Here is an 18,845-nt window from a genome sequence, read left to right on the forward strand (position 1 = left end):
TTCAGTGTTAGGGGTGACCGGCTAATGGGGCCAGATTTCCAGCGCGATATTTGCCAAGACTCGTGGGAAAAATATGTACCAATTATGTTGGGAAGTTAGGGAGGGAACGATGACCGACCAATTAAATCACAATTCTCGGAAGTGGCCTGCGGCCTCAAAGCGCACGGTGCAAACACTGCTGGGAAGCACTTCTTTTGCTGCAATGCTTTCAATGGGACTGGCGATGCCTGCCAGCGCCCAGGATTCTGCCGATTCCGAGGAAATGGCGTTTGAGGAAATCGTTGTTACCGGCATCCGCAAATCCTTGCAGGAAAGCATGGATATCAAGCGGGACGCGCGCGGTATCGTGGACGGTATCGTTGCTGAGGATATGGGTAAATTCCCTGACTCAAACCTTGCCGAATCACTTCAGCGTATCACAGGCGTTGCCATCAACAGGCAGGCGGGCGAAGGCTCGCAGGTTACTGTTCGCGGCTTCGGTCCTGGCTTCAACCAGATTACCCTGAACGGCCGGTCCATGCCGTCGGCGGACATTCCGATTGTGGGTGGTTCCGGTGCCGGTCTCCTGGGTCAGGCCAGTGACCGTGCGTTCGACCTTTCCAACCTGGCATCTGAAAGCGTTCGTGCGCTTCAGGTCTACAAGTCCGGCCGCGCCGATATCGCGTCTGGCGGTGTAGGTGCCACAATCAACATCGAGACTCGCAAGCCACTGGAAACCGAAGGCTTCACAGGCACAATCATTGCCAAGGCCGCCCATGATTCTGGTGTGGACATCTATAACGATGTAACGCCGGACCTCACAGGCATGATGAGCTGGAGCAACGAAGGCGGCACTTTCGGCATCAGCCTGTTCGGTGGGTATTCCCGCCGGGACAGCGGTTCCGGCACCTTGAGTGTTGCAGGCTGGGATATCTTCACAGCCGACCAGTTCCTGGACCCGTCAAACGGCATGGTCAACAGCAGCACGCAGGTAAACAACCTGCCGTCTGATGGCAGCCAACTTGTGGCAATTGCCCGTGACAGCCGGTTCCGGGTTACCGACATCACCCGCGAGCGGATCAACGGCCAGGCTGTTGTGCAGTTCAACCCGACCGACCGCATCCGCATGACAGCAGATGTCCTTTATGCGGAAACCGAAGCGGCAGAGCAGCGCGCTGACATCAGCAACTGGTTCAGCCGTCCGTTCTCGCAGGTTACATTTGATGACAACCCAACTGTGGCAACTGCCGAATTTATGGCGGAAACCATTGGTGGTGCGAAAGACTACGCCCTGCAGCAGTCCTATCGTGCAACGAAGGACAAGCTCGAATCCTTTGGTGTAAACATCGAATATGATGCGATGGACAACCTGACGCTGAAACTGGATGCGCACAGCTCCAAAGCCAGCGTTACGCCAAATGCCCGCACGGGTTATGCCGAGACCAACGTTGGTATGGCTATGCCCATTGTTACCGCCCAGTCTCTTGATTTCTCAAGCGGCACGCCGGTGATTGGCATCACGCGTGACGATTCGATCAACAGCAACGGTGACGGCGTCTATGATGTGAACGACATCAGTACGCAAATCGCCAACGACCTGCGTTACATCCACCAGATCAACAAGGTGGACCAGGTTGATTTCCGCGCTGAGTGGGATCTGGATGACAGCATCGCACTGACATTCGGTGCCAATTACCGCGAACAATCCAACGAAACGTCTGAAGCGCTGTATCGCCAGACAATGGGTAACTGGGGTGCGTCCAACCCGGGCGACGTGGAAGACCTGGCGCCAGGTGCTCTCGAGCAGTTTGACCTGTCAGGCCGCTACAATGATTTCCCTGTTCAGGACGGTCTCGTAGGTTTCCGCGGCAATGCGCTGGATATCTGGGAAGCGACAAGCCCATTCTATGCGGCGCAGGGCAATGCGATTGGCCTTCTGCAAAGCAACTTCGACATTGTTGAAGAGCAGGTGATCTCCGTTTACGCCCAGTTTGATGGCGAGTTTGAACTGGCAGAGCGCCCTGTTCGTATCAGTGCCGGTCTGCGCTATGAGCAGACAGACGTTACGTCCTTCACGCAGTCTGCGCCGACAACGGACATCGTGTGGGAAGGCGATAACGACTTTGCCCGTGTTGCCGGGTCAGCGACAGCCGGTTTCACGCAGGATGCGTCGTATGACAATTTCCTGCCGAACCTGGATATCGCAGTGGACCTGACGGACAATTTCGTTTCCCGCTTCTCCTACAGCAAAACCCTGTCGCGGTCGTCCTATGACAACCTGAACGCCAGTATTTCCGTCAACCAGCCTCCTGGCCCATCGGCCCTTGGCAACCCGTTGACGGGAAGCGCCGGTACGCCAGGCCTGTTGCCACTGGTATCTGAGAACTTCGACCTGTCGTTCGAATGGTACTATGGCGATGATGACTTCATTTCCGTGGGCGCGTTCCACAAGAATGTGAAGAACTTCGTTGGCCAACGCACGGTGGTTGAGGATCTTGGCATCCGCGACGTGACGTCCGGTGCTGCTGGAACACGGTCAGGTCAGGCGCTGGATGCGCTTGGTGCCATGGGCGTGGACGCAACCAACCAGACCCTGTTTGCCATGACAGCGCTGATTGACCAGCTTGGATCCGTTTCTGCAGCGACTACAGAATTCCAGGCGAACTATTCAAACGGCGTTCTGGATAACGACTTCTATGTCGGCCTGGAAACGGACTTTGACGTTGTTGCAGACGGCAATGATCCAAACTGGGATGTGAATGTAACCCGGCCACTGAACATCGAGGAAGCTTCTATCCGCGGCCTTGAAATTGCGGCTCAGCACTTCTTTGGCGATACGGGCTTCGGTGTGGCTGCCAGCTATACGCTGGTGGACGGTGACATCGGGTTCGATGTCGGCGCTGATCCAAGCGATGACCAGTTTGCTCTGGTCGGTCTTTCGGACACCGCAAACGTCACGCTGATCTATGAGAACTATGGCTTCTCGGCACGGCTGGCCTACAACTGGCGGGACGAGTTCCTCTCCAGCGCTAACCGGGGTGATGCGTTCAACAACCCAACCTTCACCGAAGCATTCTCTACCTTCGACCTGAACGTCAGCTACGATGTGACGGAAGATATTGCGGTGTCATTCGAAGCCATCAATATCACCGGTGAAGACAGCCGAGAATATAACCGTGCCACGAACCAGCTTTGGTTCGCACGAGAGAACGCTCCACGTTACTATCTGGGCGTACGCTACAAGTTCTGAGTTTCCCTGTGTTCAGAGTAAGAACCTCTTCTCCCAAAAGCTAAGTAGCGAATGACGGGGCCGTCCCTTTGGGGCGGCCCTGTTTCATTAAGAAACCGGTTACATTATCGTGTGTAAGATTTGCAAGGGGGCTGGTCAGCGCGCAGATTTGCAATATGATCGGCAGCAGGCCTGAAGCAATGTAAGGAAGTATCTATGTCAAATGTCGTTTTGCTCGATAACGTTGAACATCATGACCTGAAGGTCAAAATGAACCGTGGCGAGGCATACGGCGACCACGTCAATCAGGCCCTTGTTTTTCCGAATGAATTCCGCGACCTGCAGCGTGAATATCCGATCCTGTTCAGGAAGGACGACGAAGGAAACTTCTGTGCCGTTGCCTTGCTGGGGCTGGACCGGGATGAAAATCTTTTCCTGCGCGGGGACCAGTGGGACGGCAACTATATTCCGGCTGTGCTGGCCCGTGGGCCGTTTTCGATTGTGCTGCAGAAAAATCCAGACGAGCCGTCGGCAGACCCTGAAGCCAAGATCCAGATCGACCTGGATAGCCCAGCGGTCAGCAAGGAAGAGGGGCTGCCGATTTTCCTGCCCCAGGGCGGCAATGCCCCCATTCTGGAGCATGCCGTGAATGTGCTTCGGGCCTTGCATGACGGGGTCGCGATATCGAAGGGCTATTTCGCGATGCTGGAGGAGCTGGAGTTGATTGAGCCCATCGCGCTGGAGATCAAAACCAGCGAAACCAAACAATATTCCTTCGCCGGTGTTTATTCCATCAGCCAGGAAAAATTCCAGGCACTGCCCGCAGAGGCGCTGAACCGGCTGCACAAGAACGGTATCCTGGCGTCCTGTTATTGGGTGATGGCATCACTGGACAATATCCGGTCACTCGTGGACCGGAAGAACAGGGCTTGATGTGATGACAGACATGCGTGCCAGGCCCAGGGTTGTTATCGCCGGTGGCGGCACCGCCGGGTGGGTGACGGCCGCCGCGCTCAGCAGCCAGCTGAAGGGCCTGCTGGACATCACGCTGGTGGAATCAGACCAGATAGGCACCGTCGGTGTGGGCGAGGCAACCATCCCCACCCACCGCAGCTTTCATGTTCTGATCGGCGCCAATGAGGTTGACTTCATGCGCGCGACCCGCGCCACCTTCAAGCTGGGTATCCAGTTCGAAAACTGGGGCGCGCAGGGCGACAGCTATATCCACTCGTTCGGGCAAATCGGCAAATCTCCCTGGATGGCGGATTTTCACCATCTGTGGATGCAGGCCAAGGCGGATGGCTTTGGCGGCGATCTTGGCGATTATTGCCTGGAACTGCGCGCAGCCGAAGCGGGGAAGTTTGCCCTGTCTGACAAGCTGAACCTGAATTACGCCTATCACCTGGACGCCAGCCTCTATGCCGCCTTCCTGCGGGCCCACAGCGAAGCCCGCGGTGTGACGCGTGTTGAGGGCAAGTTTGTCGATGTCAGGCAGGACGGTGAATGCGGTTTTATCAAAAGCATTGTCATGGAAAATGGTGATGAGGTCGAAGGCGACTTTTTCATCGACTGTACCGGTTTCCGTGCCGCCCTGATCGAAAAGGTGCTGGGTGTCGGATATGACGACTGGTCACACTGGCTGCCCATGAATCGGGCGGTGGCGGTGCAGACCCAGTCAGCCGGAGACATCCTGCCCTATACCCGGTCCATCGCGCATGAAGCCGGCTGGCAGTGGCGCATTCCGTTGCAGCACCGGGTGGGCAATGGCCATGTCTATTGCAGTGACTATATCAGCGACGACGAGGCCCGCGCGACGCTTGAGCGTAACCTTGACGGCGAGATGCTGTTTGAACCGCGGGTGATAAAGTTCCTGACCGGGCGGCGCAAGAAACTGTGGGAAAAGAACTGTGTGGCCCTTGGGCTTTCAAGCGGTTTCCTGGAACCCCTTGAATCGACCAGCATCCATCTGTTCCAGATTGCGGCCACACGGCTGATCCAGTATTTTCCCTTCAATGGCTGCAACCCGGCGCTGGCGGACCATTTCAACCGCCTGGCATCGGAAGAATTTGAAAGCATCCGCGATTTTATCATCGCGCACTATCATGTGACCCAGCGGGACGACACTGCCTTCTGGCGCGACCGCCAGGCCATGGATATCCCCGATACACTCAAACAGCGTCTTGCGCTCTACCGCGACAATGGCCTCGTCTATAAAGGCGAGGAAGACCTGTTCAGGATTGATTCTTGGATACAGGTGCTGTTGGGGCAGCGGTTTGAAACCAGTGCGTATCACCCGGCCGGGCGTTTGATGACGACGGACAAGCTCCGCTCTTCCCTGGCGAACTATGCGGACGGGGTGCGCCGGACAGTGGCGCAAATGCCGTCACACGCAGATTTCATCGCTCGCTACTGCGCCATGGCAGGCGAATAGCATACGGGGGAACAGGTAGGCGGATGACGGCGCAGGCAAAAAACATCGTGATTGTTGGGGGTGGGTCAGCCGGGTGGATCACGGCAGGGCTGATCGCGGCCCGCACCAGGGCGTCAGTTGCGCGCCCCGTCAACGTCACGGTGATCGAGGCGCCGGATATTCCCATCATTGGCGTAGGGGAAGGGACATGGCCCAGCATGCGCATGACCCTTCGCACCATGGGGATCAACGAGCAGGATTTCATCGCGGCCTGCCACGCGTCCTTCAAGCAGGGGTCCAAGTTCCGCCAGTGGCGCAAAAACACACCGGAAGATTTTTACTATCACCCGTTTGACCTGCCGGAAGGCTTCGAAGATGGCGATATCGCCGCCTATTGGCTCAAAGCGGGTACGCAGTCCTTTTCAAGAACCGTATGCCCGCAGGAGCATCTGTGTGAAAGGCACTTTGCGCCCAAGTCGCTCACCAGCCCCGGGTATGCAGGCTTTACCAACTATGGCTACCATCTGGACGCGGGCACCTTTTCCGTTTTCCTGCGCAGCCACGCAACCAGCCAGCTGGGTGTGACCCACATTGCCGACAAGGTTCTGGGCGTGGTAGCGGCTGAAAACGGTGATATTGCCGCGGTCGAGACCGAGGCCAGCGGCCGGATTGACGGCGACCTGTTCATCGACTGCACAGGGTTCCGGTCATTGCTGCTGGGCGGGCATTACGGCATTGGCCTGACGCCCAAGTCAGACATTCTGTTTGCCGATACGGCGCTCGCGGTCCAGGTACCCTACGGCGAGGCCGACCCCGTTCAGTCCACCACCGTTGCCACCGCGCAGCCCGCGGGCTGGGTGTGGGACGTCAGCCTGTCCAGCCGCCGGGGCGTTGGGCATGTCTACAGCAGCAACCATATGGATGAAGAAGCGGCCACAGAATGCCTGAGAGGTTATCTGGGGCTGGATGACGCGCAGTTTGGTGCCCTGTCGGTGCGCAAGCTGGCCATCGGGTCCGGATACCGGCAGGCTTTCTGGCACCATAACTGTGTGGCCATTGGCCTGTCGGCAGGGTTCCTGGAGCCCCTGGAGGCTTCGGCCCTTATGCTCATCGAAACGTCAGCCAATATGGTGGCGGATGCCTTTGTGGCGGAAAGCGGGGATCTGGCCACATCCAGGGATGCCTTTAACCGCGACCTTCACCAGATTTGGGATGACATCATCCATTTCCTCAAACTTCATTATTGTCTCAGTGAACGCACGGAAGCCTTCTGGCAGGATAACCGGCAGCCGGACAGCATGCCCGCATCACTTGTGGTGGACATGGAAGCTTGGCGGCAGCCGAATCTGGGACAGGCGCCACGCTACGGCGGGGGCACGGTTTTCCCACCGGCCAGTTATCTGTATGTTCTTTACGGCATGGGGTTCCGCCCTGACGGCACAGCCGGCACTCTGACACCAGACGCGCATAGCTTCGGCAAGAAATGCGCAGACAAGGTGGAACGCACGGTGGCCCGATTGCAGGCTCTGCTGCCGCAGAACAGGGCATTGCTGGACACGCTGAACGGCGCCATGGGAACGGGACAAGGGGGATAGGGGGATCATGACTGACATCAAGACCAGAACCAGGGTGCTGGACGGGGTGAACCCCGATGCCATTCCGTTTGAAACCCTGCTTGATGAAGGGCAGCCTGTGATCCTGAAGGGGCTGGCGGCCAAGTGGCCGATTGTCAAACAGGGGGAACAGGGCGCCGATGCCTTCACCGACCAACTGAAATCCTTTGATGCGGGCAGGCAGGTTACCGGCTATGTCGGCACGCCTGACATGAAAGGCCGCTTTTTCTATAACGCCGACATGACCGGCCCCAATTATGATGCCGTGGTCACGGGCCTGGGTGATTTCCTGGACCAGATTCAGGCGGAAGGCGCCCGTGAAGGCGGCAGACACTGCTATATGGGGTCAACTGATGTTGACCTGTTCCTGCCCGGTTTCAGGGACCAAAATGACCTGACGCTCAACCACGCCATGTTCGAAAAAACGCCGATGCTTGTCAGTGTCTGGATCGGGAACCGGACGACTGCTGCCGCCCATTATGACATGTCGAACAATCTGGCCTGCAACCTGATCGGGCGGCGGCGCTTTACGCTGTTCCCGCCCGAACAGATCCATAATCTGTATCCCGGGCCGCTGGAGCCCACGCCTGGCGGGCAGGTGGTGAGCATGGTGGATTTCGACGATCCGGATTATGATCGATACCCCCGGTTCCGCGAGGCGCTTGACAGTGCGCAGGTGGCGGACCTCGGCCCCGGTGACGCGCTGTTCTTCCCGGCGCTTTGGTGGCACCAGGTGGAAGCGCGGGACGGCTTCAACGCCATGATGAATTATTGGTGGAACGACGTGCCTGCGTTCGTCGACAACCCAATGGATACCCTACTGCACGGCCTGTTGAGCCTGCGTGACCGGCCAGCTCATGAAAAGGCCGCGTGGCGGCACGTGTTTGACTATTACGTGTTTGGCCCAGCGGGAACCGCCGCTGAGCATTTGCCAACCCATGTCCGTGGCGAGCTTGGCCCGATGGACGATTTCGCAGCCCGTCGCTTGAGAGCGAAAGTCCTCAGGAAACTGAACCGGTAGCGCAGGGCCCATGCTCCTGATATGTCTCCTTTGGGTCAGAGCCGATATTCAGAAGTTGAATGGACGGTGTCTGCTTTTGTCCCAAGAGCTGCCGAAATGCTCGATGGTGGAATTTCTCAAAATACGTGAGAATCTATCTCATTTTGTGTGAGAATAGATTTTGGAAATGGCGGGTTTCCGCGGTCGAATTTCTCATTTATTCTGAGAGCGGACACCTTTTGTGCATTCTCAGAGAAAGCTGGAAATTTCTCAGAAATAGCTGGAAATGGACCGGGCAGAGTTCACGAGAACTCGTCCGGTCTTTTCTGTATTGCGGACCTTGATAGGTTGCATAACTAAGGCCAACTATTCGCCAGAAGCAGTCATTTCCGGGTTTCATATCCCGTTATGACCTCCTGTGCGGTTTTCTCCCTCCAATTGCACCTATCGCTTGTCATGCCTGCCTCCTTTACCTGCTGTAGGATATTGAGTGATAGGCTTCCCCGCCTATCTGGTTCGGCCAGCAGTCGGTAATTGGCTTTGCGGAAGATTGCTTGTAATAAATACCACGATACGGTACAAGTGTATTGCAAAGTGAAGTGGAAGAGGGTCAGATGTCTACCTGGGAGGGAATCAAATGGACAGATTGATCTGTAACGGAAAGTACACTGTGAAAAACATGACAGCCGCCAGTATGGCGGTATTGCTGGCTGTAGGGGTAGGTGGAAGGACCGCCGCGGCAAGTGATGACGGTAGCGATTTTTCGCTGGAGGAGATCACTGTCACAGCGCAAAAGCGAGAGCAGTCTCTGGGCGATGTACCTGTTGTTGTGAATGTACTGACGCGCGAAACGATTTCTGACTACAACATCGATGACCTGTTTGAGCTGGCCAATTTCGTGCCGGGCGTTGTCTTCTCAAGAGCGCCGGATGACGGGCTTGCGCTGACCATCCGCGGCCTGGGTACGCCGGCCCGGACCCAGTCGTTCGACCAGTCGGTGGCGCTGTTCCTGGACAATATGTTCGTGGGCAAGGGCCGGATGTATTCGGCGGCTTTCTTTGATATCGAACGCGTAGAGATCATCAAGGGTACCCAGAGCACACTGCTCGGCAAGAACACCTCGCTGGGCGCCATGTCGGTGGTCACGCGCAAGCCTGGTTCCGAGTTTTCGGGCGAGGTTCGCGCGGGTTACGAGATGGAATATGGCGGCCTGACACTTGACGCGGGTATCGATGCCCCCGTCAGCGACACGTTCGCCCTTCGGTTTGCAGGGCATTATGTCAACAAGGACGGTTGGGTTGAAAATGCGGCCACAGGCAACCAGGTGCCAGCAGACAAAGACATTGGCCTGCGGGTAACTGGCGTCTATAGCCCGAATGAGAATATGTCCCTGACCCTGTCGTATCAGTATAGCGACAGCGAACGGCAAGGGAACGGCTATCAGTTCGTGGATGAAACAGGTGGGCTTCTGGACCCTGCACTGGGTGACGGCGTTCTGGACGGCACCAAAACCAGCTACACATCGCGCGGCAAGGACGGCGAAAGCTTCCACGACACGGAAATCAATTCCTTCAATGCCACGCTGGACTGGACGCTTGGTGCGCATACGCTCACGAGCGTCAGCTCCTACGCCAGCTATGACATGAACTTCGTGGACGATTTTGATTTCGGCCTCAAGGACGCGACAGACTTCCTGCGCGTTGAGGACTACTGGCAGTTTTCGCAAGAAGTGCGGCTGGCCTCGGAATCCGGTATTCCGTTTGAATACATGGCTGGGCTTTTCTACTTCAAAAGTGACTGGGATTCGCTTGAAACCCAGATCTACGACACGCCTGTCCAGGTGGGGCCAGACCCCTTCCTGACCATCTTCTCCGGCACGTTCGCCAATGCCTTTACCCAGAAGACAGAGACATGGTCGGCGTTCGCCCAAGGAACCTGGAATATCAGTGACCGGCTGCGTTTCATGGGAGGCTTGCGCTACACCGACGAGAAGAAAGACGCCACCTTCGGGCGGGAGCAATCCGATGGGGTGACGCTGTGGAACACGGTGATCAACCCACCGTTTGCCGTTACACCGCTTGAGTTTGACGACAAGTTCCTGAACGGCAATGCCAGCATCCAGTATGATGTCTCCGACACGGCGATGGTCTATGCCTCCTTCGGGGTCGGCACCAAAACAGGCGGGTTTGCGGAATCGGCTGCTGTCTTCGCCGGGGATCCGTCACTGGCCACAATCGACGGCGGTTCGCGCATTGAAACAGAGACCACCACGGCGTATGAGATTGGCACCAAGGCCTCTCTGTTTGGCGGTAAGGCTTCTTTGAATGCGGCGCTGTTCCTGACGGAAATCGATGACTTCCAGGAAACATCCTTCACCGGCGCGTCTTTTGACACGCTCAATGTGCCTGTGCGGTCCATCGGCGGCGAGTTTGACCTGACATGGCAGTTGACGCCGGAGCTTCGCTTCAATACCGCCTGGACCTTCATTGATGCGAAGGTCACGGGCGATGACGAGCGGGAGCTTGCGGAAGCGCCGACAGCAACCGGACACGCAGGGTTTCTGTATGAACGCCCGATCAGTGACAGCCTGCTTCTCAAGACCACCGGCTTTATCCGGCACAGAAGCAGCATGATCCACCAGCGTCTGGCCAACTTCGATTCCGAGCCCCTGACTACCTTTGATGCAAGCATCGGTGTGGGTGCGGATGATGGCAGCTGGGATATCAGCCTTTCGGGAACCAACATCTTCAACGCGGTGTCGGCTGATTTCAGCGGCCCACCGGCTGACCCGACGCTTGACCCGTCGATCACGGTGGATGCGCCAAGTCAGATGCGGACCATATACTTACAGGGAAGCTTCCGCTTCTAAGGCAATGAAAAAGGGCTGCGGAGATTTCCGCGGCCCTTTGTTCTTCCTGTGCCTGGTTTTTTCCTGTGTCTGTCCCTATTCAGCGTGGAGTTCTTTCTGGATTTCCTCGCGCGCTTTCAGAAGCTCTTTGATCAGTTCCTGCTTCTTGCGCTCAAACCGCGGCGTGGGGACGGGAATGGAAATCGCAAAGGGGCGATCCATCGGGTCCGTAAAGGCGGTGCCGACGGCGCAGATGCCCTCCGTATGTTCTTCTTCGTCAAGGGCATAGAATTGCTTGTTGAAGTCGCTGATCTGGGCCGCCAGCGTCTCGACGCCAATGATGGTGTTGACGGTATAGCGCTTCAGCCCTTCATCGAAAATGCGTTGGCGTTCCTGTGGGCTCATGAAGGCCATCAATGCCTTGCCGTTCGCGGTACAGGTGAGGGGGAAGCTTTCCCCAACTGCGGACACTGCCTGCAGCCTGTAGCTACCCGGAATCTGGTCGATAAACACGGCGCTGCCGCCCTTCAGGACCGACAGGTCCACCGTTTCGCCGGTATTTCGGCTGAGGCGCTGCATGATGGGGCGAACGATCTCGTCAATCTCAAGATTTGCCGCGGTGGCAAGCCGGATCAGCGCCGGGCCCAGTTTCACGCGGGCCTTGGCGGTTGCAGCAATAAGGAAATGCTCTTCTGCCAGCGCGCCGACGATCCGTTGTACCGTCGAGCGGGCGAGGTCCACCCTCTGGGCAATCTCCCCCAGGCTCAAGCCTTTTGGCTCATTCTCCAGCGCACGCATGATGGCGGCGGCCCGGGCGATAACCTGGATGCCCTTGCGGCTACTGTCCTGTTTTTCTGCGTCCTTTGCCATTTTCAAGCTCCCTGAAATTACCCACGCTATACCGCAATGCGGTGCAGTAAGTCTACGATGAAATGCGGCACTTGACAGCATCCCGCGACTCATATAAAACCATTATACGATACAAATGTATCACAATATGGTTTTATCTTCAGGGAGAATGTAATAATGACCGGATGGGAAAATGGCGACTGGCGGGATGAAAGCTTGTGCCAGTTCAAGGAATCAAACCTGAAGAACGCGATGGGGCTAGAGTTATACGACCTGAGCCACCCCTGGGGACTGGGACAGCCCTGCTGGCCCTATTTTGAAGACGTGAAGATCGAGCGTTTGCACGGCATGTCCAAGTCTGGCGTTCTGACCCAGAAGATCACGACTGTGATGCACTCGGGCACGCATATCGATGCGCCAGCACACGTTGTGCCGGGGACGCCTTTCATGGATGAAGTGCCGCTGCCTTACTTCTTTGGCTCTGGCGTGGTCGTGTCCATCCCGAAGAAGAAATGGGAAGTGATCACGGCAGAAGACCTTGAAAACGCGCGTCCGAAAATCCGCAAGGGCGATATCGTCATCGTCAATACCGGATGGCACAAATACTACGGCGACAACCAGCATTATTATGGCTACTCGCCGGGCTTCTACAAAGAGGCAGGCGAATGGTTTGTCGAGCGCGGTGTGAAGATGGCCGGCTCTGACACGCAGGCGCTGGATCACCCGCTTGGTACAGCCATCGGCCCCCACGGGCCGGGTGCGCCGGACGGCCTACTGCCGCGCATCAACCAGGAATATGAAGAGCTGACGGGCCGCAAGGTGATCGAGGACTTCCCGGAATGGGAGCCCTGCCACAATGCGCTGCTGTCGAACGGAATCTGCGGGTTTGAAAATGTCGGTGGTGATATCGACCAGGTGACAGGCAAGCGCGTGACCTTCGCGGCCTTCCCATGGCGCTGGAAAAAGGGCGACGGATGTATTGTGCGGCTGGTTGCCATCGTTGATCCAAACGGCACCTTCCGCATCGAAACCGGCAAGGACAACGACTGATGTTCGTCACCCGGCATAAAGACGCGGGGGAATATCATCCGCCTAAGCATTTTGGCATGGTTGCCCGGCGTCTGCAGGGCATGGAAGCAAGCGATATGAAGGACTTCTTCGTTGGCCTTTCCACGCTGGAGCCGGGCGGCGGGGCAGAGGAAGACGCGTCCCCGTTCGAGAAGGTTTATGTCGTGCTGTCGGGTGAGGTCACTGTTGTCCAGGACGGGGAGGAAACCGTTCTCGGCCCGCTCGACAGCTGCGGCATTGCGGCTGGCGAAAGCCGGTCGATCGTCAACAAGACAAAAGACCCTGCTTCCATGGTTGTGATTATTTCAACGAGAGAGCGCTAAGATGACAGACCTGCTTCAGAACCCCCAGGAGCTTTTTGATGTCTCAGACAAGGTTGCGGTGATTACCGGCGCAACCGGCGCGTTTGGGCAGGTTGCCGCAAAGACACTGGCGGGCGCCGGATGTAAGTTGGCCTTGGCCGGCGGCAACCTGTCCATGCTTGAAAAGCTGGCTGCGGAGATCACTCAGATTGTCGGCCCAGGGCAGGTAGTCACGGTGCAGGAACGGCCAAATGATGAGGCTTCCTGTGAGCGTATTGTCGTTGCCGCGGAAACAGCCTTTGGCGGTGTCGACATTCTGGTTGTCGCTTCCGGCGTCAATGACGTTGACCCGATTGAGGATATGAGCGCTGAGCGTTGGCAGGCCGTGATGGACGCCAACGTCAAAGGCTCATGGCTAATGTGCAAGGCGGTATCCCAGCGTTTCATCGCGCAGAAATCAGGCAAGGTTGTGCTGGTTTCGTCCGCGCGCGGCAAACTTGGGCACCCTGCGGGCTATTCGGCTTACTGCCCATCCAAGTCCGCCGTTGACGGGATTGTCCGGTCGCTTGGCTGCGAGTGGGGCAAATACGGAATCACGGTGAACGCCCTTGCACCAACTGTTTTCCGGTCTCCGCTCACGGCGTGGATGTTCGAGGACACGGAAAAAGCGCGCAAGGTGCGCGACGGCATGCTGGCCCGTATTCCGGTTGGCCGCCTGGGTGAACCGGAAGACCTGGCAGGCCCACTTCTTTTCCTCACGTCACCGGCCTCCAATTTCCATACCGGCCACGTCATTTATGCCGATGGCGGCTATACAGCGGGGTAAGGTAGATGTCCGACAGCCACAATATTGCGATTATCGGCGGCGGCCTCATGGGGGCAGGCATTGCGTTGGTGTTTGCCTCTGCCGGTCACAAGGTCAAGGTTTATGACGTGAGCGCCGAGCAGCTCGAAGGCTTGCATGCCTCGGTGCTTCAGAATCTCACCATGATTGATGGCGATGCCAAGTGCATCAAGCTGATTACCCCCGAGCCGGATTTCGCCGCCGCTGTAGCGGACGCAGACTTTGTTTTTGAAGCCGTGGTTGAAAAGCTGGAGGTCAAACGCAGCATTTTTGCCAAACTGGCGACCTATGCACCGAAAAGCGCCATCCTTTGTAGCAATACGTCGGTCATTCCAATCACCAGAATTGCCGAAAACAACCCTGCAGCTGAACGGATCGTTGGCACCCACTGGTGGAACCCGCCATTTTTGGTGCCTCTGGTAGAAGTGATCCGCGCCCAGGATAGCCTTGATGAAGCCGTGGAGGCCACGATTAGCCTGCTTGATAGTGTGGGCAAGGTGGCCGTTAGGGTGGACAAGGATGTACCCGGGTTTGTTGGCAACAGGCTGCAGCACGCGCTGTGGCGGGAAGCGATCAGCCTAGTGGAAAACGGTGTCTGCGACGCGGATACGGTCGATCTGGTGGTCAAGAACAGCTTTGGCCTGCGCATGCCCGTGCTGGGCCCAATTGAAAATGCCGATCTGGTAGGGCTCGACCTGACGATCGATATCCACGACAATATTCTTGCGTCCCTTAACCGGGATGAAAGGGCCTCTCCATTACTCAGGGAGAAGGTAGAAAAAGGCGATCTCGGGTTCAAGACGGGGAAGGGCTTGCGGGATTGGACGCCGGAGAAAATTGCGAACGTGCGCATGGGGCTTTTGAACTATCTGCTGATTGCCACGAAGAAATGCTCGATTCTCCAGAAAATGGGAGGGAAGTGAGTGCAAACCGGAATTTTGATTGCCGTTATTGCCTATGAGCTCTTGATCGTGCTTGGGGTCGGCCTGTGGCTGGCGCGGCAGGATGCATCGCACAAGGCGCGCAAGGGCGAGTTCGCGCTCGCCGCTCGCAGCCTGCCGGTGAGCGTGGTGGCGGTGACGCTGGCGCTCACGGTTCTCGGGACAGCCCATATCCTGGGCGTGTTCGAGATGGCTTGGTATCTGGGCGCAAGCGCGGTGTGGTTCTCAATCGCCCATGTGGTGCTTCTGGTGCTGGTCTGTTTCGCGACTGGGCGCTGGGTGCGCCGGTTGGGCGTTACCACCGTGCCGGAAATCCTTGAGCGTCTGTTTGGGCAGGAAGTGCGGTTGATCGTCTCCTGTGTGATGGCGGGGATCATTTTCGGTATCCTGACGCTTGAGACCCAAGGGTTGGGCATCATCATTTCCGCCATGACCGGTTGGGAGGTGGCTAACGGTGCCGTTGTCGGCGGCGTCATCGGCGTGCTCTATGTGATTATCGCAGGCCTCAAGGAAGTGGGCTGGATCAACCTTATCAACGCGGTTGTCATGTATATCGGCCTTGTGTTGGCCACCATTTTCCTGGCCTACAAGCTGCCGGGTGCAAGCTATGACAGTGTCGCCGATTTCTATGATGGTCAGGACCAGGGCTTTATGCTCAGCATCTTCGGCACGCCCGAGATCATGCTGACCTTCGCGCTGGGGACCACCGTTGCTGTCGTGTTCAGCCAAAGCGTCAATCAGATGCTGATGCAGGCCGCAATGGCGGCCAAATCCGAGAATACCATCAAGAAAGCCTTGTGGGTGGCAGCACCCGTCAATGGTCTGTTTGGCGTGTTTGCCGTTGTGATCGGCCTGACCGCCAAATCCTTGCCCGAATTTCAGGCCCTGGGGCCAAAAGTTGCGGCCACCACAATGTTGGTGACGCTGTTGCCGGGCTGGTTGAGTGCACTTGTTCTGGCGTCTTTTTTAGCCGCGATCCTTTCCACTTTTGCAATGACGTGCCTCAGCCCGGCAACAATTCTTGCCAATGACATCTACAAGCGCCTGTATAAGCCGCAGGCGACCGAAGCAGATGTCACCCGTGTGACCCGCCTGATGATCATCACCCTGGCGGTGATTGCCATGGCGGTGGCGGCTTTCCTGCCGCCCATTCTGGCTGCCATCAACTGGCTGTTTTCCTGGCTGGTGCCGGTGTTCTGGCTCCTTACCTTCGGCCTCTTGTGGCGGCGCCACGCTGGAGTGGCCATCGCGACACTGGTGGCTGCCTGGGGCGTGAACTGCGCATGGTCCTTCACAGACCTGCCGACGCTTGTGGGCCTTGAAGGTACACCGAACGCCTATATGACACTGGCCGCGACCCTCCTTGTCTATGTTGTCGGGCACCTCATGTGGCCGGGCAAGCCGGGCCTGTTCCGCGAGGAAGGCGGTACGGCGGCCAACGATCTGGCAGAGGAGGGCGTCTGACCATGTTCTGGGATATTTTCATCACGAGCACCCTGTTGATTGCCGCTATCATCTTTGTTGGCTGGCTGATCGAGCGCAGCCTTGGCGGAGGACGGTCATGAATGAATTGAATGTAACCCATCTGTGGATGGGGGGCGTTGTCGCAATGATGCTGGTTTTCGGGGCTTTCGCCCTGGTGGGCTACCTGCGGCAGAAGTCAGACGCGCCGGACGATACGGCCAACTGATTTGAACTGAAAACTCAAACGGCTGAGCCGCGGAAACGGGTGTTTCCGCGAACAGGACAGGTTTGTCCGGTGCCCAGCCCGACTTTAAGGGAGACCGACCATGGCTGTTGCCAAAAACAAGGTAATCATCACCTGTGCCGTCACCGGCGCCATGCATACGCCGACCATGTCGGACGCGCTACCGATCACGCCTGAGCAAATCGCATCAGAAGCGGTGGCTGCGGCGGAGGCCGGCGCCTCGATCCTGCATCTGCATGCGCGGAACCCGGAGGACGGCGCGCCCACAGGGGACCCGGATGTGTTCATGGAGTTCCTACCCCAGATCAAAGAGCAGGCAGATGCGGTGATCAACCTGACAACAGGTGGCAGCCCGCTGATGACCGTGCAGGATAGGTTGCGCGGTGCCATGCGGGCTCAGCCGGAAATGTGTTCCCTCAATATGGGCAGTATGAATTTCGGCATCTTCCCGGTGGCTGATCGGTACCAGAACTGGAAATATGACTGGGAGGAAGACTATGTCCGCTCAAGCGACGACTTCATCTTCCGAAACACCTTCCGCGATATCGAATATATCCTGCGCACCATGGGCGAGGCCGGCACAAAGTTCGAGCATGAATGCTATGACGTCGGCCACCTCTATAACCTGGCGCACTTCCTCGATCGCGGCCTCATCAAGCCGCCCTTCTTTGTGCAGCTGATCTTTGGCATCCTCGGCGGCATTGGTCCTGAGCTTGATAACCTGATGTTCATGAAGCAGACGGCGGACCGGTTGTTCGGCAAGGACACCTACCGCTGGTCTGTGCTGGCTGCCGGGCGACACCAGATGGGGTTTGCGACCCAGGCCGCGCTGATGGGCGGCAATGTGCGGGTGGGGCTTGAAGACAGCCTGATGATCGAGCGCGGCAAGCTGGCGGCTTCGAACGCCCAGCAGGTCGACAAGATCAAGCGTATCCTGAAAGAATATTCGTTGGAACCAGCCACCCCCGCAGAAGCGCGCGAGCTTCTGGGCCTCAAGGGTGGCGACCGGGTGGAGTTCTAGTTTGATGGCAAGCAAAGTCTATTCAAATGCGGAGGCCGCCCTTGAAGGTGTCCTTTTCGATGGCATGACGGTCATGTCGGGCGGCTTTGGGCTGTGCGGTATTCCGGAAAATCTGATTGCGGCGGTCCATAAGGCTGGCGTTTCGGGCTTGACGGTGATCTCCAACAACTGCGGCGTGGACGGCTTCGGCCTTGGCATCTTGCTCGACGCCAAGCAGATCAAGAAGATGATCTCGTCCTACGTGGGCGAGAACAAGGAGTTCGAGCGCCAGTATCTGGAGGGCGAGCTTGAGCTGGAGTTCAACCCGCAGGGCACACTGGCGGAACGCATCCGCGCGGGCGGCGCCGGCATTCCGGGCTTCTATACCAAGACAGGGGTTGGTACGCTGATCGCGGAAGGCAAGGAACATAAGGACTTTGACGGCCAGACCTATATCATGGAAACCGGCCTTGTGGCTGATGTCTCGATCGTCAAGGCCTGGAAGGCGGACACGGAAGGCAACCTGGTGTTCCGGAAGACCGCCCGCAACTTCAACCCAATGATGGCCACTGCAGGCAAAGTAACCGTGGTGGAAGTCGAGGAACTGGTCGAGCCGGGCGAGATTGACCCGGATCACATCCACACGCCGGGCATCTTTGTGCAGCGCATCGTCAAGGGCACATTCGAGAAACGCATCGAGCAGCGCACGGTACGCAGCCGGGAGGACGTATAATGGCTTGGGATCGTAACCAAATGGCGGCCCGCGCGGCGCGCGAACTTGAAGACGGCTTTTATGTGAACCTCGGGATCGGCATTCCAACGCTCGTGGCCAACTATATCCCCGAAGGCATGCATGTAACGCTGCAGAGCGAGAACGGCATGCTGGGCATGGGCCCGTTCCCCTATGAGGACGAGGTGGACGCGGACCTCATCAACGCTGGCAAGCAGACGATCACGGAGCTGCCGACCTCGAGCTATTTCTCCTCGGCTGACAGCTTTGGCATGATCCGCGGCGGGCATATCAACCTCTCGATCCTTGGTGCCATGGAAGTGG

16 protein-coding genes are annotated in these 18,845 nt (G+C 57.4%); 15 read left to right on the forward strand and 1 reads right to left on the reverse strand.

The genetic code is table 11. The annotated features are described in order from the left end of the window. Positions 1-109: 109 nt before the first annotated feature. From B3Z17_RS09475 to B3Z17_RS09500, 6 genes are all read left to right on the forward strand, one after another. Positions 110-3,229, forward strand: coding sequence for a TonB-dependent receptor (locus B3Z17_RS09475; RefSeq protein WP_068309216.1), 3,120 nt, complete (start codon positions 110-112; stop codon positions 3,227-3,229). Positions 3,230-3,424: 195 nt separating this feature from the next. Beyond that, positions 3,425-4,141: a SapC family protein gene (locus tag B3Z17_RS09480; protein WP_286829571.1), complete on the forward strand. Its 717-nt coding sequence runs from the start codon at positions 3,425-3,427 to the stop codon at positions 4,139-4,141. Positions 4,142-4,145: 4 nt separating this feature from the next. Continuing rightward, positions 4,146-5,639, forward strand: a complete 1,494-nt coding sequence (locus tag B3Z17_RS09485) for a tryptophan halogenase family protein (RefSeq protein WP_286829572.1) — start codon at positions 4,146-4,148, stop codon at positions 5,637-5,639. A gap of 23 nt (positions 5,640-5,662) precedes the next feature. After that, a complete protein-coding gene (locus tag B3Z17_RS09490; protein ID WP_286829573.1) occupies positions 5,663-7,213 on the forward strand; it encodes a tryptophan halogenase family protein in 1,551 nt (516 codons plus the stop codon). 7 nt (positions 7,214-7,220) lie between these two features. Beyond that, the gene (locus B3Z17_RS09495; protein ID WP_286829574.1) at positions 7,221-8,252 is read left to right on the forward strand and encodes a cupin-like domain-containing protein; all 1,032 of its coding nucleotides are present in this window, start codon (positions 7,221-7,223) and stop codon (positions 8,250-8,252) included. A gap of 616 nt (positions 8,253-8,868) precedes the next feature. Continuing rightward, complete coding sequence (locus B3Z17_RS09500; protein ID WP_286829575.1) at positions 8,869-11,100, forward strand: TonB-dependent receptor; 2,232 nt, start codon at positions 8,869-8,871, stop codon at positions 11,098-11,100. A 75-nt stretch (positions 11,101-11,175) separates the two neighbouring features. Here B3Z17_RS09500 and B3Z17_RS09505 read toward each other — a convergent pair whose 3' ends face one another. Then, entirely contained in the window at positions 11,176-11,949 is a 774-nt protein-coding gene (locus tag B3Z17_RS09505; protein WP_286829576.1) for an IclR family transcriptional regulator, read from the reverse strand. Between the two features lie 231 nt (positions 11,950-12,180). Here B3Z17_RS09505 and B3Z17_RS09510 point away from each other — a divergent pair, with 231 nt between their 5' ends. The 9 genes from B3Z17_RS09510 to B3Z17_RS09550 all read left to right on the forward strand — a co-directional run. Next, the gene (locus B3Z17_RS09510; protein WP_349680316.1) at positions 12,181-12,978 is read left to right on the forward strand and encodes a cyclase family protein; all 798 of its coding nucleotides are present in this window, start codon (positions 12,181-12,183) and stop codon (positions 12,976-12,978) included. Next, a complete protein-coding gene (locus tag B3Z17_RS09515) occupies positions 12,978-13,319 on the forward strand; it encodes a cupin domain-containing protein (RefSeq protein ID WP_286829578.1) in 342 nt (113 codons plus the stop codon). The genes B3Z17_RS09510 and B3Z17_RS09515 overlap by 1 nt, the downstream gene beginning before the upstream one ends. A 1-nt stretch (position 13,320) precedes the next feature. Further along, complete coding sequence (locus B3Z17_RS09520) at positions 13,321-14,124, forward strand: SDR family NAD(P)-dependent oxidoreductase (protein WP_286829579.1); 804 nt, start codon at positions 13,321-13,323, stop codon at positions 14,122-14,124. A 5-nt stretch (positions 14,125-14,129) separates the two neighbouring features. After that, positions 14,130-15,065 (forward strand): 3-hydroxyacyl-CoA dehydrogenase family protein, encoded by a 936-nt coding sequence (locus tag B3Z17_RS09525; protein WP_286829580.1) that lies wholly within the window; start codon positions 14,130-14,132, stop codon positions 15,063-15,065. Further along, a complete protein-coding gene (locus tag B3Z17_RS09530; RefSeq protein WP_286829581.1) occupies positions 15,066-16,547 on the forward strand; it encodes a sodium:solute symporter family protein in 1,482 nt (493 codons plus the stop codon). A gap of 97 nt (positions 16,548-16,644) precedes the next feature. Further along, positions 16,645-16,773 carry a hypothetical protein gene (locus B3Z17_RS09535; RefSeq protein ID WP_286829582.1) on the forward strand — a complete coding sequence of 43 codons (129 nt, stop codon included), beginning with the start codon at positions 16,645-16,647 and terminating at the stop codon, positions 16,771-16,773. 100 nt (positions 16,774-16,873) lie between these two features. Further along, positions 16,874-17,812 carry a 3-keto-5-aminohexanoate cleavage protein gene (locus B3Z17_RS09540; RefSeq protein WP_286829583.1) on the forward strand — a complete coding sequence of 313 codons (939 nt, stop codon included), beginning with the start codon at positions 16,874-16,876 and terminating at the stop codon, positions 17,810-17,812. A gap of 4 nt (positions 17,813-17,816) precedes the next feature. Next, positions 17,817-18,524 (forward strand): CoA transferase subunit A, encoded by a 708-nt coding sequence (locus B3Z17_RS09545; protein WP_286829584.1) that lies wholly within the window; start codon positions 17,817-17,819, stop codon positions 18,522-18,524. Then, a partial coding sequence (locus B3Z17_RS09550; RefSeq protein WP_286829585.1) for a CoA-transferase occupies positions 18,524-18,845 on the forward strand: 322 nt, incomplete at its 3' end. The genes B3Z17_RS09545 and B3Z17_RS09550, both read left to right, overlap by 1 nt.

Origin of the sequence: Kordiimonas sp. UBA4487, from assembly GCF_002389025.1 — a bacterium.
GTDB classification, from domain to species: domain Bacteria; phylum Pseudomonadota; class Alphaproteobacteria; order Sphingomonadales; family Kordiimonadaceae; genus Kordiimonas; species Kordiimonas lacus.